General features: G+C 71.4%; 27 protein-coding genes. 15 read left to right on the plus strand and 12 right to left on the minus strand.

Features of this window, described 5'->3' with window-relative positions; genetic code table 11:
• Positions 1-58: 58 nt before the first annotated feature.
• Positions 59-817, plus strand: a complete 759-nt coding sequence (locus ACIRF9_RS28775; RefSeq protein WP_403827911.1) for a TIGR00730 family Rossman fold protein — start codon at positions 59-61, stop codon at positions 815-817.
• 10 nt (positions 818-827) lie between these two features.
• Here the strand turns inward: ACIRF9_RS28775 and folP are convergent, their stop codons facing one another.
• Positions 828-1688, minus strand: a complete 861-nt coding sequence (gene folP, locus ACIRF9_RS28780) for a dihydropteroate synthase (protein ID WP_403827913.1) — start codon at positions 1686-1688, stop codon at positions 828-830.
• 131 nt (positions 1689-1819) lie between these two features.
• Between folP and ACIRF9_RS28785 the strand changes: the two genes are divergently transcribed.
• Positions 1820-2173: a DivIVA domain-containing protein gene (locus tag ACIRF9_RS28785; RefSeq protein ID WP_403828245.1), complete on the plus strand. Its 354-nt coding sequence runs from the start codon at positions 1820-1822 to the stop codon at positions 2171-2173.
• The gene (locus ACIRF9_RS28790) at positions 2170-2751 is read left to right on the plus strand and encodes a DNA-3-methyladenine glycosylase I (protein WP_403827915.1); all 582 of its coding nucleotides are present in this window, start codon (positions 2170-2172) and stop codon (positions 2749-2751) included. The genes ACIRF9_RS28785 and ACIRF9_RS28790 overlap by 4 nt, the downstream gene beginning before the upstream one ends.
• Position 2752: 1 nt before the next feature.
• Here ACIRF9_RS28790 and ACIRF9_RS28795 read toward each other — a convergent pair whose 3' ends face one another.
• A complete protein-coding gene (locus ACIRF9_RS28795) occupies positions 2753-3544 on the minus strand; it encodes an enoyl-CoA hydratase/isomerase family protein (RefSeq protein WP_403827917.1) in 792 nt (263 codons plus the stop codon).
• 380 nt (positions 3545-3924) lie between these two features.
• Between ACIRF9_RS28795 and ACIRF9_RS28800 the strand changes: the two genes are divergently transcribed.
• A complete protein-coding gene (locus ACIRF9_RS28800; RefSeq protein ID WP_003966491.1) occupies positions 3925-4092 on the plus strand; it encodes a DUF3117 domain-containing protein in 168 nt (55 codons plus the stop codon).
• A gap of 108 nt (positions 4093-4200) precedes the next feature.
• On the opposite strand, the gene ACIRF9_RS28805 is transcribed toward ACIRF9_RS28800, so the two are convergent.
• Positions 4201-4899: an O-methyltransferase gene (locus tag ACIRF9_RS28805; RefSeq protein ID WP_403828247.1), complete on the minus strand. Its 699-nt coding sequence runs from the start codon at positions 4897-4899 to the stop codon at positions 4201-4203.
• Between the two features lie 235 nt (positions 4900-5134).
• Here ACIRF9_RS28805 and sigE point away from each other — a divergent pair, with 235 nt between their 5' ends.
• From sigE to ACIRF9_RS28830, 5 genes are all read left to right on the plus strand, one after another.
• Entirely contained in the window at positions 5135-5833 is a 699-nt protein-coding gene (gene sigE, locus ACIRF9_RS28810) for an RNA polymerase sigma factor SigE (RefSeq protein WP_403828249.1), read from the plus strand.
• Entirely contained in the window at positions 5830-6798 is a 969-nt protein-coding gene (locus tag ACIRF9_RS28815; RefSeq protein ID WP_403827919.1) for an anti-sigma factor family protein, read from the plus strand. Before sigE ends, ACIRF9_RS28815 begins: the two co-directional genes overlap by 4 nt.
• A 307-nt stretch (positions 6799-7105) precedes the next feature.
• Positions 7106-9100, plus strand: coding sequence for a trypsin-like peptidase domain-containing protein (locus tag ACIRF9_RS28820; protein WP_403828251.1), 1995 nt, complete (start codon positions 7106-7108; stop codon positions 9098-9100).
• Between the two features lie 235 nt (positions 9101-9335).
• Positions 9336-9758 (plus strand): sec-independent translocase, encoded by a 423-nt coding sequence (locus ACIRF9_RS28825; RefSeq protein ID WP_403827921.1) that lies wholly within the window; start codon positions 9336-9338, stop codon positions 9756-9758.
• A gap of 211 nt (positions 9759-9969) precedes the next feature.
• Positions 9970-10632: a hypothetical protein gene (locus tag ACIRF9_RS28830; protein WP_403827923.1), complete on the plus strand. Its 663-nt coding sequence runs from the start codon at positions 9970-9972 to the stop codon at positions 10630-10632.
• Positions 10633-10717: 85 nt separating this feature from the next.
• Here ACIRF9_RS28830 and ACIRF9_RS28835 read toward each other — a convergent pair whose 3' ends face one another.
• From ACIRF9_RS28835 to ACIRF9_RS28845, 3 genes are read right to left on the minus strand one after another with little or no spacing between them, the layout of a single operon-like run.
• Positions 10718-11851, minus strand: a complete 1134-nt coding sequence (locus ACIRF9_RS28835) for an Mrp/NBP35 family ATP-binding protein (protein ID WP_403827925.1) — start codon at positions 11849-11851, stop codon at positions 10718-10720.
• 43 nt (positions 11852-11894) lie between these two features.
• Entirely contained in the window at positions 11895-12503 is a 609-nt protein-coding gene (locus ACIRF9_RS28840) for a DUF1003 domain-containing protein (RefSeq protein WP_403827927.1), read from the minus strand.
• Positions 12493-13782: a magnesium transporter MgtE N-terminal domain-containing protein gene (locus ACIRF9_RS28845; protein WP_403827929.1), complete on the minus strand. Its 1290-nt coding sequence runs from the start codon at positions 13780-13782 to the stop codon at positions 12493-12495. The genes ACIRF9_RS28840 and ACIRF9_RS28845 overlap by 11 nt, the downstream gene beginning before the upstream one ends.
• Positions 13783-14014: 232 nt before the next feature.
• On the opposite strand from ACIRF9_RS28845, the gene ACIRF9_RS28850 reads away from it, so the two are divergent.
• Positions 14015-14755 carry a hypothetical protein gene (locus ACIRF9_RS28850; protein WP_403827931.1) on the plus strand — a complete coding sequence of 247 codons (741 nt, stop codon included), beginning with the start codon at positions 14015-14017 and terminating at the stop codon, positions 14753-14755.
• Here ACIRF9_RS28850 and ACIRF9_RS28855 read toward each other — a convergent pair whose 3' ends face one another.
• Both ACIRF9_RS28855 and ACIRF9_RS28860 read right to left on the minus strand, forming a co-directional pair.
• A complete protein-coding gene (locus ACIRF9_RS28855) occupies positions 14756-15268 on the minus strand; it encodes a hypothetical protein (RefSeq protein ID WP_403827933.1) in 513 nt (170 codons plus the stop codon).
• A gap of 35 nt (positions 15269-15303) precedes the next feature.
• The gene (locus tag ACIRF9_RS28860; RefSeq protein ID WP_403827935.1) at positions 15304-16449 is read right to left on the minus strand and encodes a magnesium and cobalt transport protein CorA; all 1146 of its coding nucleotides are present in this window, start codon (positions 16447-16449) and stop codon (positions 15304-15306) included.
• A 454-nt stretch (positions 16450-16903) separates the two neighbouring features.
• Between ACIRF9_RS28860 and ACIRF9_RS28865 the strand changes: the two genes are divergently transcribed.
• Positions 16904-17488 carry a suppressor of fused domain protein gene (locus ACIRF9_RS28865; protein WP_403827937.1) on the plus strand — a complete coding sequence of 195 codons (585 nt, stop codon included), beginning with the start codon at positions 16904-16906 and terminating at the stop codon, positions 17486-17488.
• A 40-nt stretch (positions 17489-17528) separates the two neighbouring features.
• Here ACIRF9_RS28865 and ACIRF9_RS28870 read toward each other — a convergent pair whose 3' ends face one another.
• Positions 17529-18776: an MFS transporter gene (locus ACIRF9_RS28870; protein ID WP_403827939.1), complete on the minus strand. Its 1248-nt coding sequence runs from the start codon at positions 18774-18776 to the stop codon at positions 17529-17531.
• A gap of 127 nt (positions 18777-18903) precedes the next feature.
• On the opposite strand from ACIRF9_RS28870, the gene ACIRF9_RS28875 reads away from it, so the two are divergent.
• From ACIRF9_RS28875 to ACIRF9_RS28885, 3 genes are all read left to right on the plus strand, one after another.
• Positions 18904-19545, plus strand: a complete 642-nt coding sequence (locus ACIRF9_RS28875) for a DUF6758 family protein (RefSeq protein WP_403827941.1) — start codon at positions 18904-18906, stop codon at positions 19543-19545.
• A gap of 121 nt (positions 19546-19666) precedes the next feature.
• The gene (locus ACIRF9_RS28880; protein ID WP_403827943.1) at positions 19667-20524 is read left to right on the plus strand and encodes a PHP domain-containing protein; all 858 of its coding nucleotides are present in this window, start codon (positions 19667-19669) and stop codon (positions 20522-20524) included.
• A gap of 53 nt (positions 20525-20577) precedes the next feature.
• Positions 20578-21183 (plus strand): MarC family protein, encoded by a 606-nt coding sequence (locus tag ACIRF9_RS28885; RefSeq protein WP_403827945.1) that lies wholly within the window; start codon positions 20578-20580, stop codon positions 21181-21183.
• An 84-nt stretch (positions 21184-21267) separates the two neighbouring features.
• Here the strand turns inward: ACIRF9_RS28885 and ACIRF9_RS28890 are convergent, their stop codons facing one another.
• The gene (locus ACIRF9_RS28890; RefSeq protein ID WP_403827947.1) at positions 21268-21420 is read right to left on the minus strand and encodes a hypothetical protein; all 153 of its coding nucleotides are present in this window, start codon (positions 21418-21420) and stop codon (positions 21268-21270) included.
• A 193-nt stretch (positions 21421-21613) separates the two neighbouring features.
• Between ACIRF9_RS28890 and ACIRF9_RS28895 the strand changes: the two genes are divergently transcribed.
• On the plus strand, positions 21614-22510 hold the full coding sequence (locus ACIRF9_RS28895; RefSeq protein WP_403827949.1) for an NYN domain-containing protein: 897 nt from the start codon (positions 21614-21616) through the stop codon (positions 22508-22510).
• Here the strand turns inward: ACIRF9_RS28895 and ACIRF9_RS28900 are convergent.
• Both ACIRF9_RS28900 and ACIRF9_RS28905 read right to left on the minus strand, forming a co-directional pair.
• Entirely contained in the window at positions 22507-23391 is an 885-nt protein-coding gene (locus ACIRF9_RS28900; RefSeq protein WP_403827951.1) for an alpha/beta fold hydrolase, read from the minus strand. The two genes, ACIRF9_RS28895 and ACIRF9_RS28900, sit on opposite strands and share 4 nt — an antisense overlap.
• Positions 23392-23579: 188 nt before the next feature.
• Entirely contained in the window at positions 23580-26405 is a 2826-nt protein-coding gene (locus ACIRF9_RS28905) for a DEAD/DEAH box helicase (RefSeq protein ID WP_403827953.1), read from the minus strand.
• Between the last annotated feature and the right edge of the window lie 329 nt (positions 26406-26734).

The following is a 26734-nucleotide window of genomic DNA, read 5'->3' on the forward strand; positions in this document are numbered from 1 at the left end:
ATGTAACCCGCGTAGATCTACGCTGAGGTACGAACGACCGCAAGCGGAGGGAGCTCATATGGCTACAGGCAACCCCGAGGGCAAGAAGCAGCCGCCGGAGGAACAGCGCCTGGGACCGGTCCTCCGGAGGCGGAGCCAGGTCACCGCGAGCACGACCGACCAGCGTCTGCTGGACGCCGGGGGTCCCTCGGACTGGGTGCACACCGACCCCTGGCGCGTCCTGCGCATCCAGTCGGAGTTCATCGAGGGCTTCGGCACCCTCGCCGAACTCCCGCCCGCGATCAGCGTGTTCGGCTCCGCCCGGACACCGGTCGACTCTCCCGAGTACGACGCGGGCGTCCGCCTGGGCCGCGGCCTGGTCGACGCCGGCTGGGCGGTCATCACGGGCGGTGGCCCGGGCGCGATGGAGGCGGCGAACAAGGGCGCCTGCGAGGCGGGCGGCATCTCGGTCGGCCTCGGCATCGAGCTCCCCTTCGAACAGGGGCTCAACCCCTACGTCGACATCGGCCTCAACTTCCGGTACTTCTTCGTCCGCAAGATGATGTTCGTGAAGTACGCGCAGGGCTTCGTGGTCCTGCCCGGCGGCCTCGGCACCCTGGACGAACTCTTCGAGGCGCTCACCCTCGTCCAGACCCAGAAGGTCACCCGCTTCCCGATCGTCCTCTTCGGCACGGACTACTGGGGCGGCCTGGTCGACTGGCTCAAGAACACCCTGGTCGCCCAGGGCAAGGCAGCCGAGAAGGACCTCCTCCTCTTCCATGTCACCGACGACGTGGACGAGGCCGTGGCGCTGGTGTCGAAGGAGGCGGCCCGCTAGCGGCAACCCTTCAGGCAAGTCCTCGCCGGGCCACCGCCGGTGGGCGGTGGCCCGCGATGGACGCCACCATGTCCAGGACCTGCCGGGTCTCCGCCACCTCGTGCACCCGGTACACCTGGGCTCCCAGCCACGCGGACACGGCCGTCGTCGCCAGCGTCCCCAGCACCCGCTCCTTCACGGGCCGGTCCAGCGTCTCGCCGACGAAGTCCTTGTTGGACAGCGACACCAGCACCGGCCACCCCGTCTCCACCATCTCCGGCAGCCGCCGCGTCGCCTCCAGACTGTGCCGGGTGCTCTTCCCGAAGTCGTGCCCCGGGTCGATCAGGATCGACTCCCTCGGCACCCCCAGCCGCGCCGCCCGTTCCGCCAGCCCCACGGTCACCCGCAGGATGTCGGCCATGACGTCGTCGTACGTCACCCGGTGCGGGCGGGTCCGGGGCTCCGCGCCGCCCGCGTGCGTGCACACCAGCCCCACCCCGTACCGTGCGGCCACCACCGCGAGCCCGGGATCCACCCCGCCCCACGCGTCGTTCAGCAGATCCGCCCCCGCCTCGCAGACCGCCTCGCCGACCTCGGCCCGCCAGGTGTCCACGCTGATGATCACGTCCGGGAACCGCCGCCGCACCTCGGCCACGAACCCGACGGTCCGCCGCGCCTCCTCCTCGGCGGTCACCTCCTCGCCCGGGCCCGCCTTCACCCCGCCGATGTCGATGATGGCGGCACCCTCCGCCACCGCCTGCTCCACGCGGGCGAGCGCCGGCTCGTCGCGGAAGGTCGCGCCCTGGTCGTAGAAGGAGTCCGGGGTCCGGTTCACGATCGCCATGATCACCGGCTCGTGGGCCCCGAATTCACGCCTGCCCAGCCTGAGCATCGCCTGTGACCTCTCCTGGTACGTCCTTCACATCCGCCGCCAGTGACCCTAACCGCCGGACCCTCATGGCACGATCGGACCCACACACATTCGAGATCGAGTACACCGAGCGTGGGGACCCACCGATGGTTATGTTCTTGTTCCTGGTCATCGCGCTCGCCGTCGTGGTCGCCGCGGTGACACTCGCCGTGGTGGGCGGCGGCGAGGGCACCGGCCCGCTGCCCGAGGCGGCGCCGCAGCGGCTGCACGACCCGCTGCCCCCGGACCGTCCCGTCGACCGCACCGACGTCGACCACCTGCGCTTCCCGCTCGCCGCCCGCGGCTACCGCATGGCGGACGTCGACGACGCCCTGAACCGCCTCGCCGCCGAACTCGCCGAGCGCGACGCCCGGATCGCCGACCTGGAGTCCGCCCTGGCCGGCGCCCAGACCTCGCCGGGGCACCACGTCTCCTTCGAGAAGCCCGCCCCCGAGGACCAGCAGTGAGCGACGGCACCGCCGTGGCCGGCCCGGACGGCGCCCTGCGCTGCCCCTGGGCCCTCTCGACCCCCGACTACGTGACGTACCACGACGAGGAGTGGGGCCGCCCGGTCCACGGCGACGACGCGCTCTTCGAGCGCCTCAGCCTGGAGGCCTTCCAGTCCGGCCTGTCCTGGATCACCATCCTGCGCCGCCGCCCGGGCTTTCGCACCGCCTTCGCCGACTTCAGGATCGCCTCGGTGGCCGCCTTCACGGACAAGGACCGCGAGCGCCTCCTCGGCGACCCCGGCATCATCCGCAACCGAGCCAAGATCGACGCGACCCTCGCCAACGCGCGCGTGCTGGCCGACTGGACCCCGGGCGCCCTGGACGAGCTGATCTGGTCCCACGCCCCGGCCACGGGCAAGGCCCCGAAGACACTGTCGGACGTCCCGGCGGTGACGGACGAGTCGACGGCCCTGTCGAAGGCCCTCAAGAAGAGGGGCCTGCGCTTCGTCGGGCCGACGACGGCGTACGCGCTGATGCAGGCGTGCGGCCTGGTGAACGACCACCTGGAAACCTGCGTGAGCCGGAGCGCCCCTTGACTCAACGGCCCAGGTACTTCGGCTTCTCCTTCTGAACGAAGGCCCGAACGGCGATGGTGTGGTCCTCGGACGCCCCCGCCCGAGTCTGCAGCTCGTCCTCCTTCTCCAGCGTCTCGGAGAGCGAGTGCGAGAACCCGAACGCAACGGCTTCCTTGATCGCCGCGTAGGCGACCGTCGGCCCCGAGGCCAACCCCCGCGCCACCTTCTCGGCCTCGGCCCGCAGCTCCGCGGTGGGCACCACCCGGTTGGCGATCCCCAGCTCGTACGCCTCCTGCGCCGAGATGTTGCGCGGGAAGAGCAGCAGATCGGCCGCCCGCCCGGGCCCGACCACCCGGGGCAGGGTCCAGGAGACGCCGGAGTCGGCGGTCAGCGCGACACCCGCGAACGACGTGTTGAAGGACGCCGTATCGGCGACCACGCGGTAGTCCGCGGCCAGCGCGAACCCGAAACCTGCGCCCGCGGCGACCCCGTTCACCGCGGCGACGACGGGCTTCGCCGCCTCCGTCAGCGCCCGGACGATCGGGTTGTAGTGCTCCTTGACGGTGCTCATGACCTGTCCCGAGCCCTCGGCCAGCAGCCCGATGTGCTCCTTGAGGTCCTGGCCGACGCAGAAGGCCCGGTCCCCGGCGGCGGTCAGCAGCACCGCCCGTACGTCCGTGTCGTCCGCTGCCGCGCGTGCCGCGTCCCGCAGGGCGACCTTGGCCGCGACGTTCAGCGCGTTCATCGCCTCCGGGCGGTTCAGCGTGATCGTCGCGAGCCCGTCGCTCACCTCGTAGAGCACGGTGTCGGCCATGGCGTATCCCCTCGGTGTGGCGGCTCTCCGGCGTCCTACTGGTCGGTACGCCGGTGTACGAAGGACAGCATGGCGGAGATCACCGTCCGAGGACCGGACACGACGTGTGACCTGCGTCAAAGAATTCGACCGGGTTTACGGACCGAAGGTGTCTGTGTAGCGGCGCAGTATCGCAGTCACATCGCCGAATTGAGTGGTTTTGCTCGCGCGCGTTGCCCAAGCGATGCCTACTGATGTTGGTCATCGGGTCCTGAGATGCGGGATAATGGCTTGGAAGCAATGTGTTCGATGCCGGTGTCGCGTGTCCCACGCTGGACCGCGCGTGCCCTGCCAGGGCCGTCGGCTTTTGACGTGAGCTGGTTTCAGGAAGGGGAACGAGCATGGCGGCCATGAAGCCGCGGACGGGCGATGGCCCGCTCGAGGTGACCAAGGAGGGGCGGGGCATCGTCATGCGCGTTCCGCTCGAAGGCGGCGGTCGGCTCGTCGTCGAGCTGACCCCTGACGAGGCCGACGCGCTCGGCGACGCCCTCAAGAAGGTCGTCGGCTGACGCGCAAGCGACCATACCCTTTCAGCCGCCCCGGCATCCCCTTGGGTGCCGGGGCGGTTGTTTTGTCCTACGGCGACGGAGTGGTGCCTCGCCCGTACGGCCCAACGGTCATCGTTTGACCGCGCACAGCAGCCCGTCCCCCACGGGCAACAGGGACGGCACCAGTTCCTGGCTCTCGCGCACCGCCCGCAGCAGCTCCCGGATCCGTATGACCTCCGTGGGCTGCGGGCCGGAGTCGACCGTGCGGCCGTTGGCGAAGACACCCTCGAAGACGACCAGGCCGCCCGGGCGCAGCAGGCGCAACGATTCAGCGAGATAGTCCAGGAACTCCAGGCGGTCGCCGTCGCAGAAGACGAGGTCGTAGCCGGCGTCCGCGAGGCGGGGCAGGACGTCGAGCGCGCGGCCGGGGATGAAACGGGCCCGGTTGCTGGCGAAGCCGCAGGCACGAAAGGCCTGGCGGGCGAACTGCTGGTGCTCGGGTTCCGGATCCACGGTCGTCAGGACGCCGTCGGGGCGCATGCCGTGCAGCAGGTGGATCCCGGAGACACCGGTGCCGGTACCGATCTCCGCGACCGCCTTGGCGTCCACGGTGGCGGCGAGCAACCGCAACGCGGCGCCCGTGCTGGGCGACACCGAGCGCAGCCCTGCCTCACGGGCCCGGTCACGGGCCCAGCGCAGCGCGTCGTCCTCGGCGGCATAGGCGTCGGCGAACGCCCAGCTTGCCTGCCGGTTGCCGGTAATGACCCTCTCCTGTCCCCGTGGTTGCCTGGGCGTGACTGTATCCGTTGCCGTCGGGAACCCGCAGATGGGACCGGTCGTTTGAAGGGGTGGGAACGACGACCGGGGGACACAGTTGGATCACGACGAGGGGCGAGAGTCCGAGCAAGTGCTGACGCAGCCGTATGAGCCGTATCAGCACAGATCAAATTCTCGTAAAACCGCTTATCCGGAGCTAACGGGCGAGGTGGCTATGGTAGGGGCTCCACTGGACACCACCAGAGCCGACAGGGGAGGTGCGGCTGCGCCTGTGGATCGGGGAGGAGTGCTGCGGCGCTTCCTCGGATCAGCGGGCAGGCCGAAATCCGTGAACGACACCGCTGACCACAGTCACGCCGGCGACTACGCCCAGACCGCGACCTTCTCCACCGACGCGGACGGGCAGGCGTGGACTCCGCCCACCTGGGAGGAGATCGTCAGCATGCACAGCGGCCGGGTCTACCGGCTCGCCTACCGTCTCACCGGCAACCAGCACGACGCGGAGGACCTCACGCAGGAGGTCTTCGTCCGTGTCTTCCGGTCCCTGTCGACATACACGCCGGGCACCTTCGAGGGCTGGCTGCACCGCATCACCACCAACCTGTTCCTGGACATGGTCCGCCGCAAGCAGCGCATCCGCTTCGACGCGCTCGGCGAGGACGCGGCCGAGCGGCTGGCCAGCAAGGAGCCCACCCCGCAGCAGGCCTTCGCCGACGCCCACTTCGACGCGGACGTCCAGCAGGCCCTCGACACCCTCGCGCCCGAGTTCCGCGCCGCGGTCGTCCTGTGCGACATCGAAGGACTGTCGTACGAGGAGATCGCCGCGACCCTCGGAGTCAAGCTGGGCACGGTCCGCTCGCGCATCCACCGGGGCCGTTCGCAGCTGCGCAAGGCCCTCGCGCACCGCTCCCCGAAGGCACGGGCCGAGCGCCGCTCCTTCGCGGCCCGGGTGCCCGCTCTGGGAGGAGGGGGCGCGACCGCGTGAGTGGAACTCGACGCAACCCCACCGAGGGGCTCCTCGCGGAACAGCATCTGGGAGACCGGCTCTCCGCCCTGGTGGACGGTGAGCTCGGTCATGACACCCGCGAGCGGGTACTGGCGCATGTGGCGACCTGTCCGAAGTGCAAGGCCGAGGTCGACGCCCAGCGCCGGCTGAAGAACGTCTTCGCCGAAGTGGCACCGCCCGCCCCCTCCGAGAGCTTCCTGGCCCGACTCCAGGGACTCCCCGGAGGAGGTGACCCGGACGGCGGCGGCACGCCGCTGGGCGGGGGAGGGTTCGGCGACGGGGTCTTCGGAGTGAGACGGGACGAGCCGTTCTCGTTCGGCTATGTGCCCGCGCGTGAGCACGACTCCGTCCTCCCGCCCGCCGACGGCCGCGGTTTCCGCATCCACCCCGTCGGGCGTGGCGGCGACCGGCACGACAGCGAGCGCTCGCGGAGCATGCGGTTCGCCTTCGTCGCCGCCGGTGCGGTGTCGCTGGCCGCGATCGCCCTCGGCGGCATGAGCACCGGTGTCCCCACCGACACCGCCGCGGACGCGCGTGGCGGATCCGGCGGGAGCAATGTGACGCCGGCCCGCACCCCGGGCTCGGGCTCCGCCACGCCCGAGAACCAGCGCCGCCGGGCCACCGGACCGCTGCTCGCCCAGGGCGGCCAGTTCCTCGGCACCCCGGCGGCACCGACCGAGGTGTCCGCCCCGCTGCTGCCCGGAGTGCCCTCCCCGGCCACCGGGCAGCTGGAACAGGCGGTGCTGCACCAGCTCACCACCCCCGTGGTGGCCGGCGCGGCGGCCATGTCCCCTCTGATACGCCCGCTCGGTACGACCCCGCCGATCGCCCTGACCTCCTGGCCCACCGCTCCCGAGGTCACCGGCGCCGGTCTGCTCGCCGCACCCGTCCCCGACACCACCTCCGCCCCCACCACCTCCCCGTCCTCGCAGAACGCCCGCTGACGCGGTCCCTGCGCCGGTCCCCCGCGAACCTGGTTGAATCCCAGAAGGCGGGGTTCGCCCGGCCGTGACCCGGTCCGACGGTGGGGAGAGCATGGACGAGGGGAAGCCCACGAAGGCGAAGTGGTGGAGCCGGCCCCGACCGGGGACACCGTCGGGGCCGGGGGATCCGGACACACCCACCGAGGGCGACTTCGAACTGGCCCGACCTGCCACGGGCACGGGTGCCGGTGCCGGTGCCGAGACCGGTGCCGGCGCCGCTGACCCCGGCCAGGTCGGCGCCGACGGTGACTACGAACTGAGCCGCCCGCTGAGCCGGGCCACGCCTTCACCCGAGCTCGCGGATTCATCCGGCCATGCCGGGTCCCCTGAGTCCGCCGACGCCTTCGGAGCCGTCGAGTTTCCCGAGCCTGCGGCTTCGGTCGCCGCTCTCCCCGTTCCGGAGGCTTCGGAGACGCCCGCTGAGGCCGCGTCCGAGGTCCTGCCCCCGGTCGTCGTGGCCGACGAGCCTCCCAAGCCCCTGCACGACCCCGACCCGTACAGCACCCCGCCGTACGGCCAGCCGGGGCCCTGGGCCCCCGCGCCGCCCGTCCAGCACCCGGCGGTCACCGTCACGCAGGGGGCAGCGGTACAGTCCCCGCCCCCGCCTGCCGCGCCAGTCCTCCCGCCCACCGCCCCTGGCACCTCGGTCCAGCCGCCGGCCCCCGGCGTCCCGCCTACGGCCGCGGCGGCATTTCCGCCCCCGGCCCCTGCCCCCGGCACCGCCACACCACCCCTCGCCCACACCAGCACCGACTCGCCCGTGCCACCGGCTTCGCCCGCGGCACTGGATCCCACCATCACGCCCCTCCCGACCTCGGCATCGCCCCCCACCCCCGGGCCCCTCCCGCCCCCGGCATCGCCCCCCACCCCCGGGCCCCTCCCGCCCCCGGCACCGACTCCCACCCCCGGGCCCCTCCCGCCCCCGGCACCGCCCCCCACCCCCGGGCCCCTCCCGCCCCCGGCACCGACTCCCACCCCCGGGCCCTTCCCGACTCCGGCACCGGATCCCACCCTCACCCCCGCGTCCCTCACCACCCCCACAGCCCCCATGCCGCCCACCGACCCCTGGCAGCGCTACGACCCCTGGGCCCCCGTCCCCGTCGGTCCGCTTCAGCAGACCGGGGGTGCTGTTCTCAGCGAGGGGGAGCGGCGGAGGGAGGTGCGGAAGCGGATGGTGGGGGGTGCGTTGGCCCTGGCGTTGGCCTCCGGGGTGCTCGGTGGGGTCGTGGGGGCCCAGCTGGAGCGCAACGGCGGGTTCGACCGGGTGGAGCTGCCGCAGGCGTCCGCGGAGCCGACCGGTCGGGCCGCGGACAGCGTCGCCGGGATCGCGGCGCGCGCCCTGCCCAGTGTCGTCACGCTGCATGTCAGCGGCAGTGAGGAGTCGGGTACCGGGACCGGGTTCGTGCTCGACACGCGTGGCCACATCCTCACCAACAACCACGTGGTCGAGCCCGCCGGAAGTGACGGAGAGATAACCGTCGTCTTCAACGGGGGCCAGACCGCCGAGGCGGAGGTCGTCGGCCGGGACAGCGGCTACGACCTCGCCGTCGTCAAGGTCAGCGGTGTCAGTGGGCTCAAGCCGCTCCCCCTCGGCAACTCCGACAACGTCCAGGTCGGCGACCCGGTCGTCGCCATCGGCGCCCCCTTCGACCTGGAAGGCACCGTCACCTCCGGCATCATCAGCGCCAAGGAACGCCCCATCACGGCCGGCGGCGAGAGCGGCGACGGGAGCGATGTGTCGTACGTGGACGCGTTGCAGACCGACGCCCCCATCAACCCCGGCAACTCCGGCGGGCCGCTGCTCGACTCCCGGGGCCGGGTCATCGGCATCAACTCCGCCATCAGGTCCGCCGAGGACGGCTCCGCACAGGACGGCGGCGCGGCGGGCTCGATCGGCCTCGGCTTCGCCATCCCCGTCAACCAGGGCAAGCGCGTCGCCGAGGAACTGATCAACACCGGCAAGGCCACCCATCCCGTCATCGGCGTCACCCTCGACCTGGACTACGCCGGCGACGGCGCCCGGGTGAGCACCAAGGGCGGCGACGGCGGCACCCCGGTGACCCCCGGCGGCCCCGGCGACCTGGCCGGCATCAAGGCCGGGGACGTGATCACCGAGGTCGACGGCACCCGCATCCACTCCGGGGACGAACTGATCGTCAAAACCCGCGCCCACCGCCCCGGCGACCGCCTGGAACTGACCATCGAACGCGATGGCGAGGAACGTACGCTCTCCCTCGTTCTGGGCTCCGCCGGAGGCGACTGAGCGGCCGCCGGGCGCGGAACCCCACAGCGATTGACAGAAACCTCACAGATCGGACCTCGAAACACCGTCCGACAAGGCAAACAACGCGAAAAACCGGCTGCGTCGACCCACTCGGACACGGCGGGACGGTACCGGTCGGACACGTGCGACAGGTACCGTGGACCCGGCCCGGACCACGGAAGACCTGACCTGACCACCGAGGGCCGAGGACCGCGGACATCGCAAGGAGCTTCAGGTGTTCAATGACATAGGACCGCTCGAGGTGGTGACGATCATCGTCCTCGCCGTTCTCGTCTTCGGTCCGGACAAGCTCCCGAAGGTCATCTCGGACGTGATGCGCACCGTCCGGAAGATCCGTGAGTTCTCGGAGAGCGCCAAGCAGGACATCCGGCAGGAACTCGGCCCGGAGTTCAAGGACTTCGAGTTCGAGGACCTCAACCCCAAGACGTTCATCCGCAAGCAGCTGGACAACGACGAACTGGGGCTGAAGGAGATCCGCAACGGCTTCGACCTGAAGAAGGAGATGGCGGAGGTCACCGACGCCGTCCACAGCCGTGACACGGGCTCGTCCTCCGGCGGCGGGTCCATCGACATGACGAAGAAGCCCGAGGAGCCGGGCAAGGACGACCGCCCGCCCTTCGACGCGGACGCCACCTGAGCGAAGCAGCCGGAACCGACCGCGCCTGAGCGCCCCCGGAGCCCCCTTCCGGACGACCCTGAGCCGCCCCGCGCGACCTGCGCGCCGGGCGGCTTCACCGTCCCCCGTGACGGGGTGGCTATGCTGCCTGGTTGTTGTGCGGAGCGGACGAGTACGCCCGAAGGGGGGCGGGCCGGACCACTCCGTCGAGAGCGAGGAGGCGTCCGGGCACATGGAGACGACGAGTCGGGCAGTCGAACAGGCGCCGGCCGCGGAGGGTGGACAACAGGCCCCCTCCGCCCGGCGCACGGTCGACGGCTACTTTGAGGCGCCCTTCCCCTGGTACGGCCTCGACGAGGCCTTCTCGGGGCCGCGCTGGCTGATGCAGGTGGGTACGGCGGCCGACGGGGCCGTCGAGCACGGTTCCATCGGACACGGTGACGAACCGTCGGTACGGCACGAGACGGCGGGCGAGGACCGCGGGAGGTTCGCGGTGGTCGTGACCGTCGCCGCGAACCCGGTGCGGCGCAGCGCGGACGGCACCGGCCTGCTGGAGGCCACCTCGGTGTCCTCGGCGGCCTGGCTGGCGGGGGTGGGTCTGCTGTCGTTCACCTGGCCGGGCCAGATGGACCACAGCCTGCGTGACGACTGGCTGGACCAGCAGACCGAGACGGCGTGGGTGCTGGCCGACGATCTGTCCGGTCCGGACTGGTCGATCCTGTCCCTGCCGGTCGACGGTGTGCCGACGCCCTTCCACTACCGGGAGTCGGAGTTCGGCTGGGTGCTGGCCGGCTCCACCGAGCAGGGGGTGCATCTGGGGGCGTACGGACGGGGCATGAGCGCGTACGGGCTCGGCTTCTCCGTGGTCAAGGACATCGCGGAGTACGACCGGTAGCACTCCGGCAGCACAAAGGGTGCCCTCCCGGCGGAGGGCACCCCAGGGGCGTAACGCCGAACCTGTTCCGCCAGAACGTGTTCTTCTAGAACTTGTTCTTCGGGGTGATGCCCAGCGACAGCCCCGAGAGGCCGCGCTGGCGTCCGCCCAGCTTGCCCGCGATGGCCCGCAGGGCCGAGCCCGCCGGCGAGTCCGGGTCGGTCAGGACGACCGGCTTGCCCTCGTCGCCGCCCTCGCGCAGGCGGACGTCGATCGGAATGCTGCCGAGGACCGGGACGGACGCGCCCGTCGTGCGCGTCAGACCGTCGGCCACCGTCTGGCCGCCGCCCGTGCCGAACACGTCGACCATCTCGCCGCAGTGCGGGCAGGGCAGGCCGGACATGTTCTCGACCACGCCGACGATCTTCTGGTGCGTCTGGACCGCGATGGCGCCCGCGCGCTCGGCCACCTCGGCCGCCGCCTGCTGCGGGGTCGTCACGACCAGGATCTCCGCGTTCGGGACGAGCTGGGCCACCGAGATCGCGATGTCGCCCGTGCCGGGCGGGAGGTCCAGGAGCAGGACGTCCAGGTCGCCCCAGTACACGTCCGCGAGGAACTGCTGCAGCGCGCGGTGCAGCATCGGGCCGCGCCAGACGACCGGGGCGTTGCCCGGGGTGAACATGCCGATGGAGATGACCTTCACGCCGTTCGCCGACGGCGGCATGATCATGTTCTCGACCTGGGTGGGACGGCCGTCGGCGCCCAGCATGCGGGGCACGGAGTGGCCGTAGATGTCGGCGTCGACCACGCCCACCTTGAGGCCGTCGGCCGCCATCGCCGCCGCCAGGTTGACGGTCACCGAGGACTTGCCGACGCCGCCCTTGCCGGACGCGACCGCGTACACGCGGGTGAGGTTGCCGGGCTTGGCGAAGGGGACCTCGCGCTCGGCCTGGCCGCCGCGCAGGGCGTTCGCCAGCTCCTTGCGCTGCTCGTCGCTCATCACGTCGAGCGTGACGTCGACACGGGTGACGCCCTCGACCCGGGAGACCGCCTCGGTCACGCGCTGCGTGATCGTCTCGCGCATCGGGCAGCCGGAGACCGTCAGGTACACGGTGACCGCGACCGCTCCGTCCGCGCCGATCTCCAACGACTTGACCATCCCGAGTTCGGTGATGGGGCGGTTGATCTCGGGGTCGTTCACCGTCGCCAGTGCCTCGCGCACCGCGTCTTCGCTAGCCATAAGGACGATGGTACGGCGCCCACGGGGGCCTCCGCCCAGCCCCTCAGCGGTCGTCTGCGTCACGTCCCCGAGGGTGATCTGCCGGGAATACGACATGGCCGTGGCTGCCGTGGGCGCCGTGCCCGTCCCGCCGGTCGTCCAGTTCCTTGAGCATGTCCTGCAGCTCGTTGCGGATCCAGTCCCGGGTGGCGACCTCGCCCAGGCCCATGCGCAGGGCGGCGACCTCCCGTGTGAGGTACTCGGTGTCCGCGATCGACCGCTCGTTCTGCTTGCGGTCCTGCTCGAGGTTGACCCGGTCGCGGTCGTCCTGCCGGTTCTGCGCGAGGAGGATCAGCGGGGCCGCGTAGGAGGCCTGGAGGGACAGCATCAGGGTCAGGAAGATGAACGGGTAGTTGTCGAAGCGCAGGTCGTGCGGGGCGAAGATGTTCCACAGCACCCACACGATGATGACGACCGTCATCCAGACGATGAACCGTCCGGTGCCGAGGAAGCGGGCGATGCGCTCCGACAGCCGCCCGAACGCCTCGGGGTCCCACTCGGGCAGCAGCCGGCGCCGGGGCGGACGCGGCTGGTCGAGCCGGGCGCGCGGGCGCGTGGTGGCGGTCGCGCCGGAGGGCGTGCGCTCGCGTGTGCTCTCGCGCTCAGGAGACATGCGGAGTCACCTCCTCCCCCTCGTCGAGGTGGAACTCCGTCTCCCGCCAGTCCTCCGGCAGCATGTGGTCCAGGACGTCGTCCACGGTCACCGCGCCGAGCAGCGACCCCGCCTCGTCGACGACGGGTGCCGCGACCATGTCGTACGTCGCGAAGAACCCGGCGACGACCGGCAGCGCCGCGTCCGGGGCGAGGGCCTGCAGGTCGTCGTCGAGGACGGCGCTGACGAGGGTGGGCGGCGGTTCGCGCAGCAGCCGCTGGAAGTGGACCGTGCCGAGGTACTTGCCGGTGGGTGTCTCGTCGGGCGGGCGGCAGACGTAGACCTGGGCGGCGAGCGCGGGGGAGAGGTCGGGGTTGCGGACGCGGGCGAGGGCGTCGGCGACGGTGGAGTCCGGGCGCAGGATGATCGGCTCGGTGGTCATCAGACCGCCCGCCGTGTGCTCCTCGTAGGACATCAGGCGCCGCATGTCGGCCGCGTCGTCGGGCTGCATCAGGCTCAGCAGCCGCTCCTTGTCCGCCTCGGGCAGTTCGGCGAGCAGGTCGGCCGCGTCGTCGGGGTCCATCGCCTCCAGGACGTCCGCCGCGCGCTCCTCCTTCAGCTTGCCGAGGATCTCGATCTGGTCGTCCTCCGGGAGCTCCTCCAGGACGTCGGCGAGCCGGTCGTCGTCGAGGGCGGCGGCGACCTCGGCGCGCCGCTTGGGGGAGAGGTGGTGCAGCACGTTGGCTAGGTCGGCGGGGCGCAGCTGTTCGAAGGTGGCCAGTAGGCTCTCCGCGCCCTGCCCGTGCTCCTCCAGCGAGAACCCGGTGACCGCCGACCACTCCACGGTCAGGGTCTCGCCCTTGGCCCGCCGGAAGGCGCCGGCCTTCTTCCCCTTGCGGACGAAGACCCGGGTGATCTCCCAGTCCCGGCGGGCCGGCAGCTGCTGTACGGCCACGTCGAGGACGGTGACCTCCTCGCCGGTCTCGACGAGCGTGACGCGCCGGTCGAGCAGTTCCCCGAAGACCAGCCGCTCGGTGGGCCGTTGTTCGAAGCGGCGGACGTTGAGCACACCGGTCGTGATGACCTGGCCGGACTCGACGCCGGTGACCCGGGTCATGGGCAGGAAGATGCGGCGCCGGGTGGACAGTTCGACGACCAGTCCGAGCAGGCGTGGGGGACGGCGGCCGACGCGGAGCATGACTACCAGGTCGCGCACGCGGCCCACCTGGTCGCCGTTGGGGTCGAAGACCGGGACACCGGCGAGGTGCGAGACGAAGATCCGGGGGGCACCGGCTGCCATGGCTGTGATTCCTTGCTTCCTGCTCGGCTTCCTGCTGCGTCCTGCGGTACCGCTGGTTTCGTTTTCCGAATCGCCTTCCGAATTGCCCGCTCCTGCGGGCTTCAGGCTAGCCCGTCCCGATCGGATACGCCCTGGTGAGCGCTCCGGACGGACCCGTTCCGACGGCACCCCGAGACCCCGGTACGCTGCCGTACGCCGCTCAGCACACCCCCGCAGAAAGGCAGCCGTCTCTGTGACTGCGATTCCCCAGGGCCGTACCCGCCGGGCCGCGCTGGTGAGCGCCGTGTGCGCACTGGTCGTGGGTCTGGGAGCGGGGTGCAGCGAGGATCCGGACGCGGGGACGAACGGGGTGGGCAAGCTGCCCGCCGCCCAGATCCAGGCGAAGACGAAGACCGCCGCCGGTTCCGTGGACGCGGTGAAGCTGTCCGGGAGCGTGGTCACCAGCGGCCGTACGTACAAGCTCGACATGCGCCTGAAGGACGAGGGCGGCACCGGGTCGGTCACCTCGGACGGGGTCAGCTTCCACCTGCTGCGGGTCGGCGAGCAGCTGTACCTGAAGGCCGACGCGGCGTTCTGGAAGCACGAGGACGGCAAGTCCGGCTCCGACACGGCGGCCGCGGACAAGCTCGACGGCAAGTACGTGAAGGTGCCGACCGGAGACCCCTCGTACAAGAAGTTCAGTGTCTTCACGGACAAGGACCTCCTCCTCGACGGTCTGCTGACCCTGCACGGTTCGGTGAAGACGGACGGGCACCACGAGCAGTCCGGCACGCGCACCATCCGCATCACCGGGGACGGCGGCGACGGCGGCACGCTGGACGTCTCCCTGGAGGGCGAGCCGTACCCGCTGCGCCTGGTGCGCGGCGGCGGCGCGGGCGCCCTGACCTTCTCCTCGTGGGGCAAGGACTTCGCCCTGGACGAGCCGGCGAAAGGCGAGACGGTGGACTACGGCAAGCAGCTGCCGACGTCCTGATTACCCCCGCCGTCTCCTCAGCAGCAGCTTCGGCAGTCCGGACGGGATCGGCTCACGGGTGGTGGCGGGGGACGGCACGGGCCGAGCCGCCAGATCGCCGTCGGGCAGCGGCAGGGTCGCCCCCGAGGGCTCCAGGCGGAGCACCGTGCACTCGCGCGCCCATCGCTGCGGCATCGCCTCGCCGTCGTGCGCGTTGAGCCGTTTGCCCTTCAGTTCGGCGACGGCCGCGTCCCACTCCGGCGTGCCGGGCGTGAGCCGGACGATCCTCGCCGTCCAGGAGACCAGCCGGCCGCCCTTGTCCTTGCTGCGTACGGTGACCTCGGCCGAGCCGCCCTCGACGAGCCCCGGCAGCGGCTGCTCGCCCGGCCCGTCGCCGACCACACAGGCCGCGCCCTCGTGCCAGGCGTGCCACAGGGCACGCGCGGCCGCCTCGCCGGCACCCTTGACCCAGATGAGGCCGGACTTCTTGGTGGCCTCCTCGACGAGGGCCTGGTCGAGCAGCTCGCTTGTCATGGCACCCAGCCTAGTCAGGGCCTGCCCGGGGGCGGTCACAGCCAGCCGTTGCGCTTCAGCGTGCGGTGGATGCCGACACACATGCCGACCATGACCGTCATGACGACCGGGTAGCCGAACTTCCAGTGCAGTTCCGGCATGTAGTCGAAGTTCATGCCGTAGACGCCGCAGACCATCGTCGGTACGGCGATGATGGCCGCCCAGGACGTGATCTTGCGCATGTCCTCGTTCTGCGCGACGGACGCCTGCGCGAGGTTGGCCTGGAGGATCGAGTTGAGCAGTTCGTCGAAGCCGAGGACCTGCTCCTGGACGCGGGCGAGGTGGTCGGCGACGTCCCGGAAGTACTTCTGGATGTCGGGGTCGACCAGCCGCATCGGCCGCTCGCTCAGCAGCTGCATCGGCCGCAGCAGCGGGGAGACGGCCCGCTTGAACTCCAGCACCTCACGCTTGAGCTGGTAGATCCGGCCGGCGTCGGTGCCGCGCGGGGTGCCCTTGCGGCCCGGCGAGAACACCTCGGTCTCGACCTCGTCGATGTCGTCCTGCACGGCGTCCGCGACCGCGATGTAGCCGTCGACGACGTGGTCGGCGATGGCGTGCAGCACCGCCGAGGGACCCTTGGCGAGCAGCTCCGGGTCGTCCTGGAGGCGGTGGCGCAGCGCGCGCAGGGAGCCCTGGCCGCCGTGCCGGACGGTGATGAAGAAGTCCTTGCCGGTGAAGCACATGACCTCACCGGTCTCCACGACCTCGCTGTTGGCGGTCAGCCGGTCGTGCTCGACGTAGTGGATCGTCTTGAAGACGGTGAAGAGGGAGTCGTCGTAGCGCTCCAGCTTGGGGCGCTGGTGCGCCTGCACCGCGTCCTCCACGGCCAGCGGGTGCAGCCCGAACTCGCTCGCGATACCGGCGAATTCCGCCTCGGTCGGCTCGTGCAGCCCGATCCACACGAAGCCGCCGTCGCGCCGGACCTGACGCATGGCCTCCTGCGGGGTCAGCGGCTGCGTGAACGGCACCCGGGCGCCGTCGCGGTAGACGGCGCAGTCGACGACGGCCGACGGCATCGCGGGGTCCCGGGTGGTGTCGTACACGCCGGTGTCCACCCGGACACCGCCCTTGCGGACGCCGCCCTTGAGCAGGGAGGGGCGGGCGGGACGGACCACGGCACGCAGGTCGCGGATCATCGACATGGCAGGGCTCCTTCGCGTCGGGCAACGAAAGGCCGTGGTGACGGGTGGAACTACCCGGAATGGGGACGTCCTGCTTCGGATGTTTGGCACGTCCACAAAGCGGGGAGCACCGCACCGTCGCGGTGGCGGGTTCGCTGCTGATTCAGATCAGACAGATCAGGCAAAACGAAACGAAGTGCTCTTCCGCGTGAAGACGCGAACAGGAAAGGCGGCGGTCGGCCGAAACCAGAGGAGCTGCGTCAGCAGCCGGAAGAGCGAGTGGTACTGCACGGGTGACTTCGATCCATGACAGCCCCACCTCCTCCAGCCGGTCCCTCGTAAGGGAGTCCCTTCGGCGTCGGAGCAAGATCGCGACGCTTCTGCGTGCTGCCCCGAACGACCGGCCCAGAATATCAGCCGCCTGAAGTGTCAAGGCGCTGCTTTGCCCGGTACTGACGAGTTCTATGCTCGCGACATGGCTGATGTTCTTCCTCTCGTCGAGGCCCGGTTGCGTACGGCGCTGGGTGAGCCGGACGCCCGCGCGGCCGTCACCTTCCTGGGCACGGACCGCATCGAGGTGCTCCGTTTCCACGAGGGCGACATCGTCCGCTACGCCACCCTCGGCATGTCCGCGCAGCCGATGACGGACCCCACCGCGGTGCTCGCCGACCCGGTCAAGGGCCCGCGCGCCGAGCTGGTCATCTCCGTACGGGGCGGGCTCGCCGAGACCGACAAGGTGCTCCGCCCGCTCGCCGTGCTCGCCGCGTCCCCGCAGGTCGAGGGCGTGGTCGTGGCGCCCGGAGCCTCCCTCGAGGTGGGTGAACCGCTGTGGCCCGGCGCCCCGTTCACCTCGGTCCTGGTCGCCGAGCCGGGCGGACTGGTGGAGGACCTGGAGCTGGACGAGCCCCTCGACCCGGTGCGCTTCCTGCCCCTGCTGCCCATGACCCCGAACGAGGCGGCCTGGAAGCGTGTGCACGGTGCCCAGGCACTCCAGGAGCGCTGGCTGACGAACGGGACGGACCTCCGGGATCCCGCCCGCAGGTCCGTTCCGCTCGACTGACGCTTCGTGAGGAAGGTCACCAACCGGTGGCCGAAAACCGTCAGTTGGCAAAGACCGCCACACCGTCCTCGGTCGCGTGCTGCGGAGCCGGTTCCGCCGCCATGGGGGTCCCCCCGCTCGAGCGAAGCCGAGAGTGGGGGAGCGCAAGTGCCTTCCGCCGTACGACGACCACGGCCGCACCGACGAGCGCCGTGACCGCCGCGACCGCGAACGGGACGTGGACGTCGGTCCACTCCTCGATCTTCGGCGCGAAGTAGGGCGCGGCCGCCGCCGCGAACCAGCGCACGAAGTTGTAGCCCGCGCTCGCCACCGGACGCGGGGCGTCCGACACGCCCAGCGCCAACTCGGTGTAGACGGTGTTGTTCACGCCGATGAACGCGCCGGACAGGACCGTGCAGACGATCGCCGTGGTGTGGTCGCCGTAGCCGAGGATCAGCACGTCGGCCGCGAGCAGCACCAGGGAGCCGCCGAGCACCTTCAGCGAGCCGAACCGCTCCTGCAGCCGGGGCGCCACGACCACCGAGAAGACGGCGAGCAGCACACCCCACGCGAAGAACACCGCCCCCGACTTGTAGGGGGTCATGTCCAGCACGAACGGGGTGAAGGCCAGCACGGTGAAGAACGTGTAGTTGTAGAAGAACGCCGAGGCGGCGGCGGAGGCGAGGCCGCCGTGACCGAGCGCCTTGACCGGGTCGAGCAGTGAGGTCTTCCGGGCCGGCTTCGGCTGTTCCCTCAGGAACACCGTGATGCACAGGAATCCGACCGCCATCAGGAACGCGGTGCCGAAGAAGGGGTACCGCCAGCTGGCGTCGCCGAGCAGTGCGCCCAGCAGGGGGCCGCAGGCCATGCCGAGGCCGAGGGCGGACTCGTACAGCAGGATCGCGGCGGCGCTGCCTCCCGCCGCCGCGCCGACGATGACCGCGAGGGCCGTCGAGACGAAGAGGGCGTTGCCGAGGCCCCAGCCGGCGCGGAAGCCGACGAGTTCGGCGACCGAGCCGGAGGTGCCCGCGAGGCCCGCGAAGACGACCACGAGGGCGAGGCCGAGCAGCAGGGTCCTGCGGCCGCCGATGCGGCTGGAGACGAAGCCGGTCACCAGCATGGCGAACGCGGTGATCAGGAAGTACGAGGTGAAGAGCAGGGAGACCTGGCTGGGTGTGGCGTCGAGGCCCTGGGCGATGGACGGCAGGATCGGGTCGACCAGGCCGATGCCCATGAAGGCGACCACCGAGGCGCCGGCGGTCGCCCAGACGGCCCCCGGCTGGTGCAGAAGGCTGTTATTGGTTGGCATATACACACAGTAAGTTAGGTCGGCTAATTAATGCAACCTACATCTAATCCCGTCTTCGGGGGCCGTTTCCGTCCGGACGGGTGATCGTCCTTGACGTGGGCCTGCTCGGGTAGGACCGTGGGGCCCTATGAGGGGCGAACCCAGTTGCCCGAAGTGTGGTGGCCGGGTCAGGGCTCCCGGACTCTTCTCCGACTCCTGGCAGTGCGATGTGCACGGGACGGTGCATCCGCTGCAGCCCGTGATCCCGCCCAGCGTCGAGGCCCTCAGTGTCGTGGTGCACCGCACGCAGGTGCCCGTGTGGATGCCGTGGCCCCTGCCGGTCGGGTGGTTGTTCACGGGCGTGACGTACGCCGGTGACGACCGCAGCGGTGGCCGTGCCACCGCCGTCGCTTGCTCGGGGCCCGGGCCGCTGGGTGGGGTCGGTGAGCTGATCCTGGTCGCGGAGGAGCTCGGGGTCGGTCTCGGCGCGCGGTACGCGGGGGTCGACGGGCCGGATCCGGGGCCGTACCTGAGCGTCGAGAAACCCCCGCAGGCCAAGGTGCTGGCCGCCGGCCGCCCGACCCCGCTCTGGCATGTCTCCGCCACCCCGGACGATCGGGCGGTCTTCGCCGGAGAGGCGCAGGGGGTGTGGCTGTGGGCGGTGGTCTGGCCCGAGCAGGCGGGGTTGCTGCTGTACGACGAGCTGGTGCTGACGGATCTGCGGGATGCGGGGGCGGAGGTGGAGTTGGTGCCGTGCGGGGCGCTTTCGCCGCGCTTGCTCAAGCCGTAGGGGGTGCGTCTTCGCTCTGGGTGTAGGGGGTGAACCTTGATTTCGGGTGTGACATCCGGTGTTCGAATTGACGGTATGCTGAAGCGTCTCTTCCGTCCCCACCCGCCTTGGAGTCCGTGTCGTGCGTATCGATCTGCACTGCCACTCCACGGCTTCCGACGGTACGGACACCCCCGCTGAGCTGGTGCGCAATGCTGCCGGCTCCGGGCTGGACGTCGTCGCGCTGACCGATCACGACACCACTCGTGGGTACGCCGAGGCCGTCGCCGCGCTGCCGCGGGGGCTCACCCTGGTCACCGGCGCCGAGCTGTCCTGCCGTATCGACGGCGTCTCCATGCACATGCTGGCCTACCTCTTCGACCCGGAGGAGCCCGCGCTGCTCGCCGAGCGTGAGCTGGTGCGCGACGATCGGGTGCCGCGGGCGCAGGGCATGATCGCCAAGCTCCAGGAGCTCGGTGTGCCCGTCACCTGGGAGCAGGTCGCACGGATCGCGGGCGACGGTTCCGTGGGGCGGCCGCACGTCGCGACCGCGCTCGTCGAGCTCGGTGTCGTACCGACCGTGAGCGACGCCTTCACTCAGGACTGGCTGGCCGACGGCGGCCGGGCCTTCGTCGAGAAGCACGAGACGGACCCGTTCGAGGCGATCCGGCTGGTCAAGGGCGCGGGCGGGGTCACCGTCTTCGCGCACCCGGGCGCCAGCAAGCGCGGCCGTACGGTCCCCGAGTCCGCGATCGCCGAGATGGCCGCCGCCGGCCTCGACGGCATCGAGGTCGACCACATGGACCACGACGAGGACACGCGGGCGCGGCTGCGCGGGCTGGCGAAGGAACTGGGGCTGCTGGTGACCGGCTCCTCGGACTACCACGGCAGCCGCAAGACGTGCGTGCTCGGCGAGTACACGACCGACCCCGAGGTGTACGGGGAGATCACCCGGCGCGCCACCGGGGCGTTCCCGGTACCGGGGACCGGCGGGGCCTGAGGCTCACCTCGGCTCGCCCATCCGCACTTTCTTTCCGCAAGGCCTCTGCACTGATGTTCGACGTCGCCGTCTTCGGCTCTCTCTTCCTCACCCTTTTTGTCATCATGGATCCCCCTGGGATCACCCCGATCTTCCTCGCCCTCACCTCGGGACGCCCCGTCAAGGTGCAGAAGCGGATGGCCTTCCAGGCCGTCTGCGTGGCGGCTGGTGTCATCGCCGTCTTCGGGCTCCTGGGTCACCAGATCCTCGACTATCTGCACGTCTCCGTGCCCGCGCTGATGATCGCGGGCGGGCTGCTGCTCCTGCTGATCGCGCTCGACCTGCTCACCGGCAAGACCGACGAGCCCAAGCAGACCAAGGACGTCAATGTGGCGCTGGTCCCGCTGGGCATGCCGCTGCTGGCCGGTCCCGGTGCGATCGTCTCCGTCATCCTGGCCGTGCAGCGGGCCGACAGCGTCGCCACGCAGGTGTCGGTGTGGGCGGCGATCCTCGCCATCCATGTCGTGCTGTGGCTGGTGATGCGGTACTCGCTGCTGATCATCCGGGTCATCAAGGACGGCGGCGTGGTCCTGGTGACACGGCTCGCGGGCATGATGCTCTCCGCGATCGCCGTGCAGCAGATCATCAACGGGATCACCCAGGTGATCCGGGGGAGCTGACCGCTCGCGGAGCCCCGCACGCACAGAGCCCCGTACGGGCGTCGTTGCCGTACGGGGCTCTGGGGGCTTCTACAGGGGATCCTGTTACGAGGCCGTGGTCTCGGCCGGACGGATCCACAGCCGCTGCCCGATGGCGGCGGCGTCCTGAACGATCCGGTTGACGGAGGCGGCGTCCACGACGGTGCTGTCCACGGGCGTGCCGTCGACGTCGTCGAGTCGCATGATTTCGAAGCGCACGGGCTTCTCCCTTCGTCTGGTCATCCTCCTGGAGGATTGCTTGCTACGTGAGTAGTCAACGGGCTGCGTGTTACAAACATTCCCTACGCTAAAGAAATTTTTCGAACGGCTAATTACCAGCCGGTAAGAGAGCTTGCGGAGACTGAACGGGATCGGTTGTGTTCACAGCGTGACCGCCGAGACAATAGAGGCGATGAACGACGACCTCGCGGCCCTCGCCGCCCGCATCGACCGCACGAACGAGCTGCTGACCCGCATGCTCGCCGAGGTGGCCAAGACGCCCTCGACCCATGCGATCTTCGTCGACGCGGGGTATCTCTACGCGGCCGCGGGCCGGCTGATCGCCGGAACGGAGGACCGCAGAGCCTTCGACCTCGACGCCGAGGGACTGATCGAGGCGCTCATCGACCGCGCCCGCACGATCTTCGCGGACAGTCGGCTGCTGCGCGTCTACTGGTACGACGGCGCCCGGCGGCGCATCCACACCGCCGAGCAGCAGTCCATCGCCGAACTTCCCGACGTGAAGGTCCGGTTGGGCAATCTCAACGCCAACAACCAGCAGAAGGGCGTCGATTCACTCATCCGGACGGATCTGGAGTCCCTCGCCCGGCACCGCGCCATCAGCGACGCGGCCCTGCTCGGCGGCGACGAGGACCTGGTCTCGGCCGTGGAGGCCGCCCAGGGGTACGGCGCACGCGTCCATCTCTGGGGCATCGAGGCCCCCGAGGGCCGCAACCAGGCCGAGCCGCTGCTCTGGGAGGTCGACAGCCAGCGCACCCTCGACCTCGACTTCTTCAAGCCGTACGTCGCCCGGCGCACCGCCCCGGCCTACGAGGCGAGCGGCGCGAGCCGGCCCACCCGCGAGGACGTCCGTTTCGTCGGCGCCCAGATCGCGGCGAAGTGGCTGGCGGCACGCGGCCGGGAGTCCCTGGTCGAGCTGCTGCCCGGCCACCCCTATCTGCCCGGCTCCGTCGACCAGGACCTCCTCGTGGAGGCCGAGGGCATCCTGCAGTACTCCCTGCGCGGCCAGGCCGACCTCAGGCGCGCGCTGCGCGACGGGTTCTGGGAGCACGTGCAGACGCAGTACTAGTGCCGCTCGCGGCGGTCCCAGAAGTCGGCGAGGGCGTGGGCCGTCGGCAGGGGCTGGTCGAGGTTCGGTGAGTGCTCGGCGCCCGGGACGACCGTGCGGTCGGCGCGCAGCTGTACGGCCATCTCGTCCAGGAGCGGCACCGGCCAGGTGTCGTCGCGTGCGCCCGACAGCACGTGGAACGGCAGCGGGACGGCGGCGAGCTCGGCGACGCGGTTCGGCTCCGTGCACAACTGGCGGCCCGTGGCGAGGAGTTGGGCGGGCTTGTGGTTCAGCCAGCGCAGCCGCAGCTGTTCCGGGTCGCCGAAGCCGCGGGCCGGACCGCCGACCTCCTCCGGCGGGCCCATCGCCAGGATCGCCTCCCACACCTGCGGCATCGTCATCACGGCGAGCGCGTCGTGCAGCAGCTTCACCCGCTGCTTCTGGGAGTCCGAGATCTCGGCCGGCCCCGAGGCGACCAGTGTGAACGAGACGAAGGGGGAGTGGTCCAGGAGGACGCCGGCGCGGGCGATCTGGCCGCCGAGGGAGTGCCCGACGAGGTGCAGGGGCGTGTCCAGGGCGGCCGCCTGCGCCAGTACATCCCGTGCCAATTCCTCCCGCGCGTACGGGGATTCGTCGTCGGCCGGCCCGTCCGACTCGTTCTGTCCGCGGCCGTCCACGGCCACGGTCCGGTAGCCGCGTGCCGCGAGGGGCCCGTGCAGCAGGTGGAAGTCCTCCTTGCTGCCGGTGAACCCGGGCAGCAGCAGCGCGACACCCCGCTGCTCGACCCCGGCCGCCACGGGCGAGTCGACGACGGCGAAGTCCCCACGCACGGTCCGCAGCGCGTACGCACGAGCGCCGGGGGGCGGAGGGAAGGGGGTCGAGGAACTGGTCGGCCTGGTCACGTGCCGAGGCTACCCGGAGGGCCGCCGTCGGGGGCGTCCTGGGGGCGAACGCCGGGTGCATGAGCGCCGAGCGGACGGACGGCGGGTGGCGCGAGCGCCGAGCGGACGAACGCCGAGCGCACGAACACCGACGGCCCGGCTCCTCCGGGTGGGAGGAGCCGGGCCGTCGGGCCGTGTCAGCCGGTCGGTCAGCCGTCCGCGGGCTCCGCGGCGGCCGTCGCCTTACGGGTGCGGCGCACCCTCGGCTTCGCCTCGGCCGTGTCGGAAGCCTCGGCCGCCGCCGGGGCGGTGGCCGCGGTCTTGCGGGTGCGGCGCGGCTTGGTCTCCGGCTCCTGCGTGGCCTGGGCCGGGATGGCGACGGCCGTGGTGGTCGCGGCGGTCGTCTTGCGCGTGCGGCGCGGCTTGGCCTCGGTCGCCTCGGCGGTGTCGACGGCGGCCTCGGCCGGAGCGGTGGCCGCGGTCTTGCGGGTGCGGCGCGGCTTGGCCTCGGGGGCCTCGACCGTGTCCACAGCCGCGGCGGCCGTCTTCCGCGTCCGGCGCGGCTTGGCCTCCGTGCCTTCCGCCGTGTCGACCGCGGCTTCCGCTGCCGCAGCCGCCGTCTTGCGCGTGCGGCGCGGCTTGGCGGCGGCCTCCGTGGCCGCTTCCGTGGCCGCTTCCGGGGCCTCGACGGCCGGGGCCGTGGCCGCGGTCTTGCGCGTGCGGCGCGGCTTGGCCTCGGTCGCCTCGGCGGTGTCGACGGCGGCCTCGGCCGGAGCCGTGGTCGCGGTCTTGCGGGTACGGCGCGGCTTGGCTTCCGTGCCTTCCGCCGTGTCGACCGCGGCTTCCGCCGTCGCAGCCGCCGTCTTGCGGGTGCGGCGCGGCTTGGTCTCCGGCTCCTGCGTGGCCTGGGCCGGGATGTCGGCCGTGGTGGCCGTCTCCGGGGCCTGGGCGGCCTTGCGGGTGGTCCGGCGGCGCGGCTTGGCCTCGGTCGCCTCGGCGGTGTCGACGGCGGCCTCGGCCGGAGCCGTGGTCGCGGTCTTGCGGGTACGGCGCGGCTTGGCCTCCGTGCCTTCCGCCGTGTCGACGGCCGTCTCGGCGGCGGCGGCCGGAGCGGTGGCCGCGGTCTTGCGGGTGCGGCGGGGCTTGGCCTCGGTGGTGGCCTCCGGGGTCTCGACGGTCTGGACCGTCTCCACCGCCGCCTCGGCGGCCGTCGCCGCGGTCTTGCGGGTGCGGCGCGGCTTGGTCGCGACGGCGTCCGGGGCCGTCTCCACAGGCTGTACCGCCTCGGCGGCCGGAGCCGTCGCCGTCGTCTTGCGGGTGCGGCGGCGGGGCTTGGCCTCGGTGGCCTCGGCCGTGTCCACGGCCGTTTCGGCGGCCGGGGTCTGAACCGGCGTCAGCTCCGCCTCCGGGGCGGCCGGGGCCGTCTCCGCGGACCTGCGGGTGCGGCGGCGGCGCGGCTTGGCCGGCGTCTCGGCGGTCTCCGGTGCCTCGGGGCCGGTCAGGGACGGGCCCTCAGCCGTCGCCACGGCCGCTTCCGCGGCCTCGGGGGCGGCGGACGTCACGGACTCCACGGCCGGCACGGCAACCGTCTCGGCGGCCGCTCCGCCGCGCGTACGGCGCCGACGGCGCGGGGTGCGGGACGCGGGGGCCGCCTCGGCCACCGGCGTCTGCTCCGCCGTAGCGACCTCCGGCGTCCCGTCGAGGACGGCTCCGCCGCGCGTACGACGACGGCGGCGCGGCGCACGGGCCGAACGCTCGTGCTCGGAACGGTCGGCGGAACGGGACTCGCCCCGGCCACCGCGCTCGCCGCGGCCACCACGGCCGCCGCGTGCACCGCGGCCGCCCGGCTCGCCCAGGTCCTCCAACTCCTCAGCGTCCAGCCCCGCGCGCGTGCGCTCGGAGCGCGGCAGAACACCCTTGGTGCCCGCGGGGATGTTCAGCTCCTCGAAGAAGTGCGGGGAGGTGGAGTACGTCTCCGGCGGATCGTTGAACGAAAGCTCCAGCGCTTTGTTGATCAGCTGCCAGCGCGGGATGTCGTCCCAGTCGACGAGCGTGACCGCGATGCCCTTCGCACCCGCGCGGCCCGTACGGCCGACGCGGTGCAGGTACGTCTTCTCGTCCTCGGGGGACTGGTAGTTGACGACGTGGGTGACGCCCTCGACGTCGATGCCGCGCGCGGCGACGTCGGTGCAGACGAGGACGTCCACCTTGCCGTTGCGGAAGGCGCGCAGCGCCTGCTCGCGCGCTCCCTGGCCGAGGTCGCCGTGGACCGCGCCGGAGGCGAAGCCGCGCTGCTTGAGCTGGTCGGCGAGGTCGGCGGCGGTGCGCTTGGTGCGGCAGAAGATCATGGCGAGGCCACGGCCCTCGGCCTGCAGGATGCGCGCGACCATCTCGGGCTTGTCCATGTTGTGCGCGCGGTACACGTGCTGCGAGATGTTCGCGACGGTCACGCCCTCGTCGTCCGGCGCGGTGGCGCGGATGTGCGTGGGCTGCGACATGTAGCGGCGGGCGAGACCGATGACCGCGCCCGGCATGGTCGCCGAGAACAGCATGGTCTGGCGGCGCGCCGGCAGCAGGTTGATGATCTTCTCGACGTCGGGCAGGAAGCCCAGGTCGAGCATCTCGTCGGCCTCGTCGAGGACGAGGGACTTGATGTGCTGGAGGTTGAGCTTCTTCTGGCCCGCGAGGTCGAGGAGCCGGCCCGGGGTGCCGACGACGACGTCGACGCCCTTCTTGAGGGCCTCGACCTGGGGCTCGTAGGCCCGGCCGCCGTAGATGGCGAGAACGCGCACGTTGCGCACCTTGCCGGCGGTCAGCAGGTCGTTGGTGACCTGGGTGCACAGCTCGCGCGTGGGGACGACGACGAGCGCCTGCGGGGCTTCGGTGAGGTCCTCGGGCTTCGCGCGGCCGGCCTCGACGTCGGCGGGGACGGTCACGCGCTCGAGGAGCGGGAGGCCGAAGCCGAGCGTCTTGCCGGTGCCGGTCTTGGCCTGGCCGATGACGTCCGTGCCCGACAGGGCCACGGGGAGCGTCATCTCCTGGATGGGGAAGGGAGTGGTGATGCCGACGGCCTCCAGGGCCTCGGCGGTCTCGGGAAGGATTCCGAGCTCTCGGAACGTCGTAGTCAGGGTGCTGCCTCTTCTGTGTGCGCGGTGCGAGGCGAGCGCGGGGGTCTTTGACGGACCGTGCCGGGGACGTCGGCTGCCTTACGGGCAAACCGCTTGCGGCAAGCCGTATGACACGGGACCTCTGCCGACGCTCTAGCGCTCGTACCGCTGGAGGGTTCCCTCCGGTCGTCGTACGCAATGTGCCGTACGGCCGGGGAGGGCTGTCGGGTCGGAGCCGATCGGGCCACCGACCGGGC

The sequence above is a fragment of the Streptomyces sp. NPDC096132 genome (assembly GCF_044763345.1).
GTDB lineage: Bacteria > Actinomycetota > Actinomycetes > Streptomycetales > Streptomycetaceae > Streptomyces.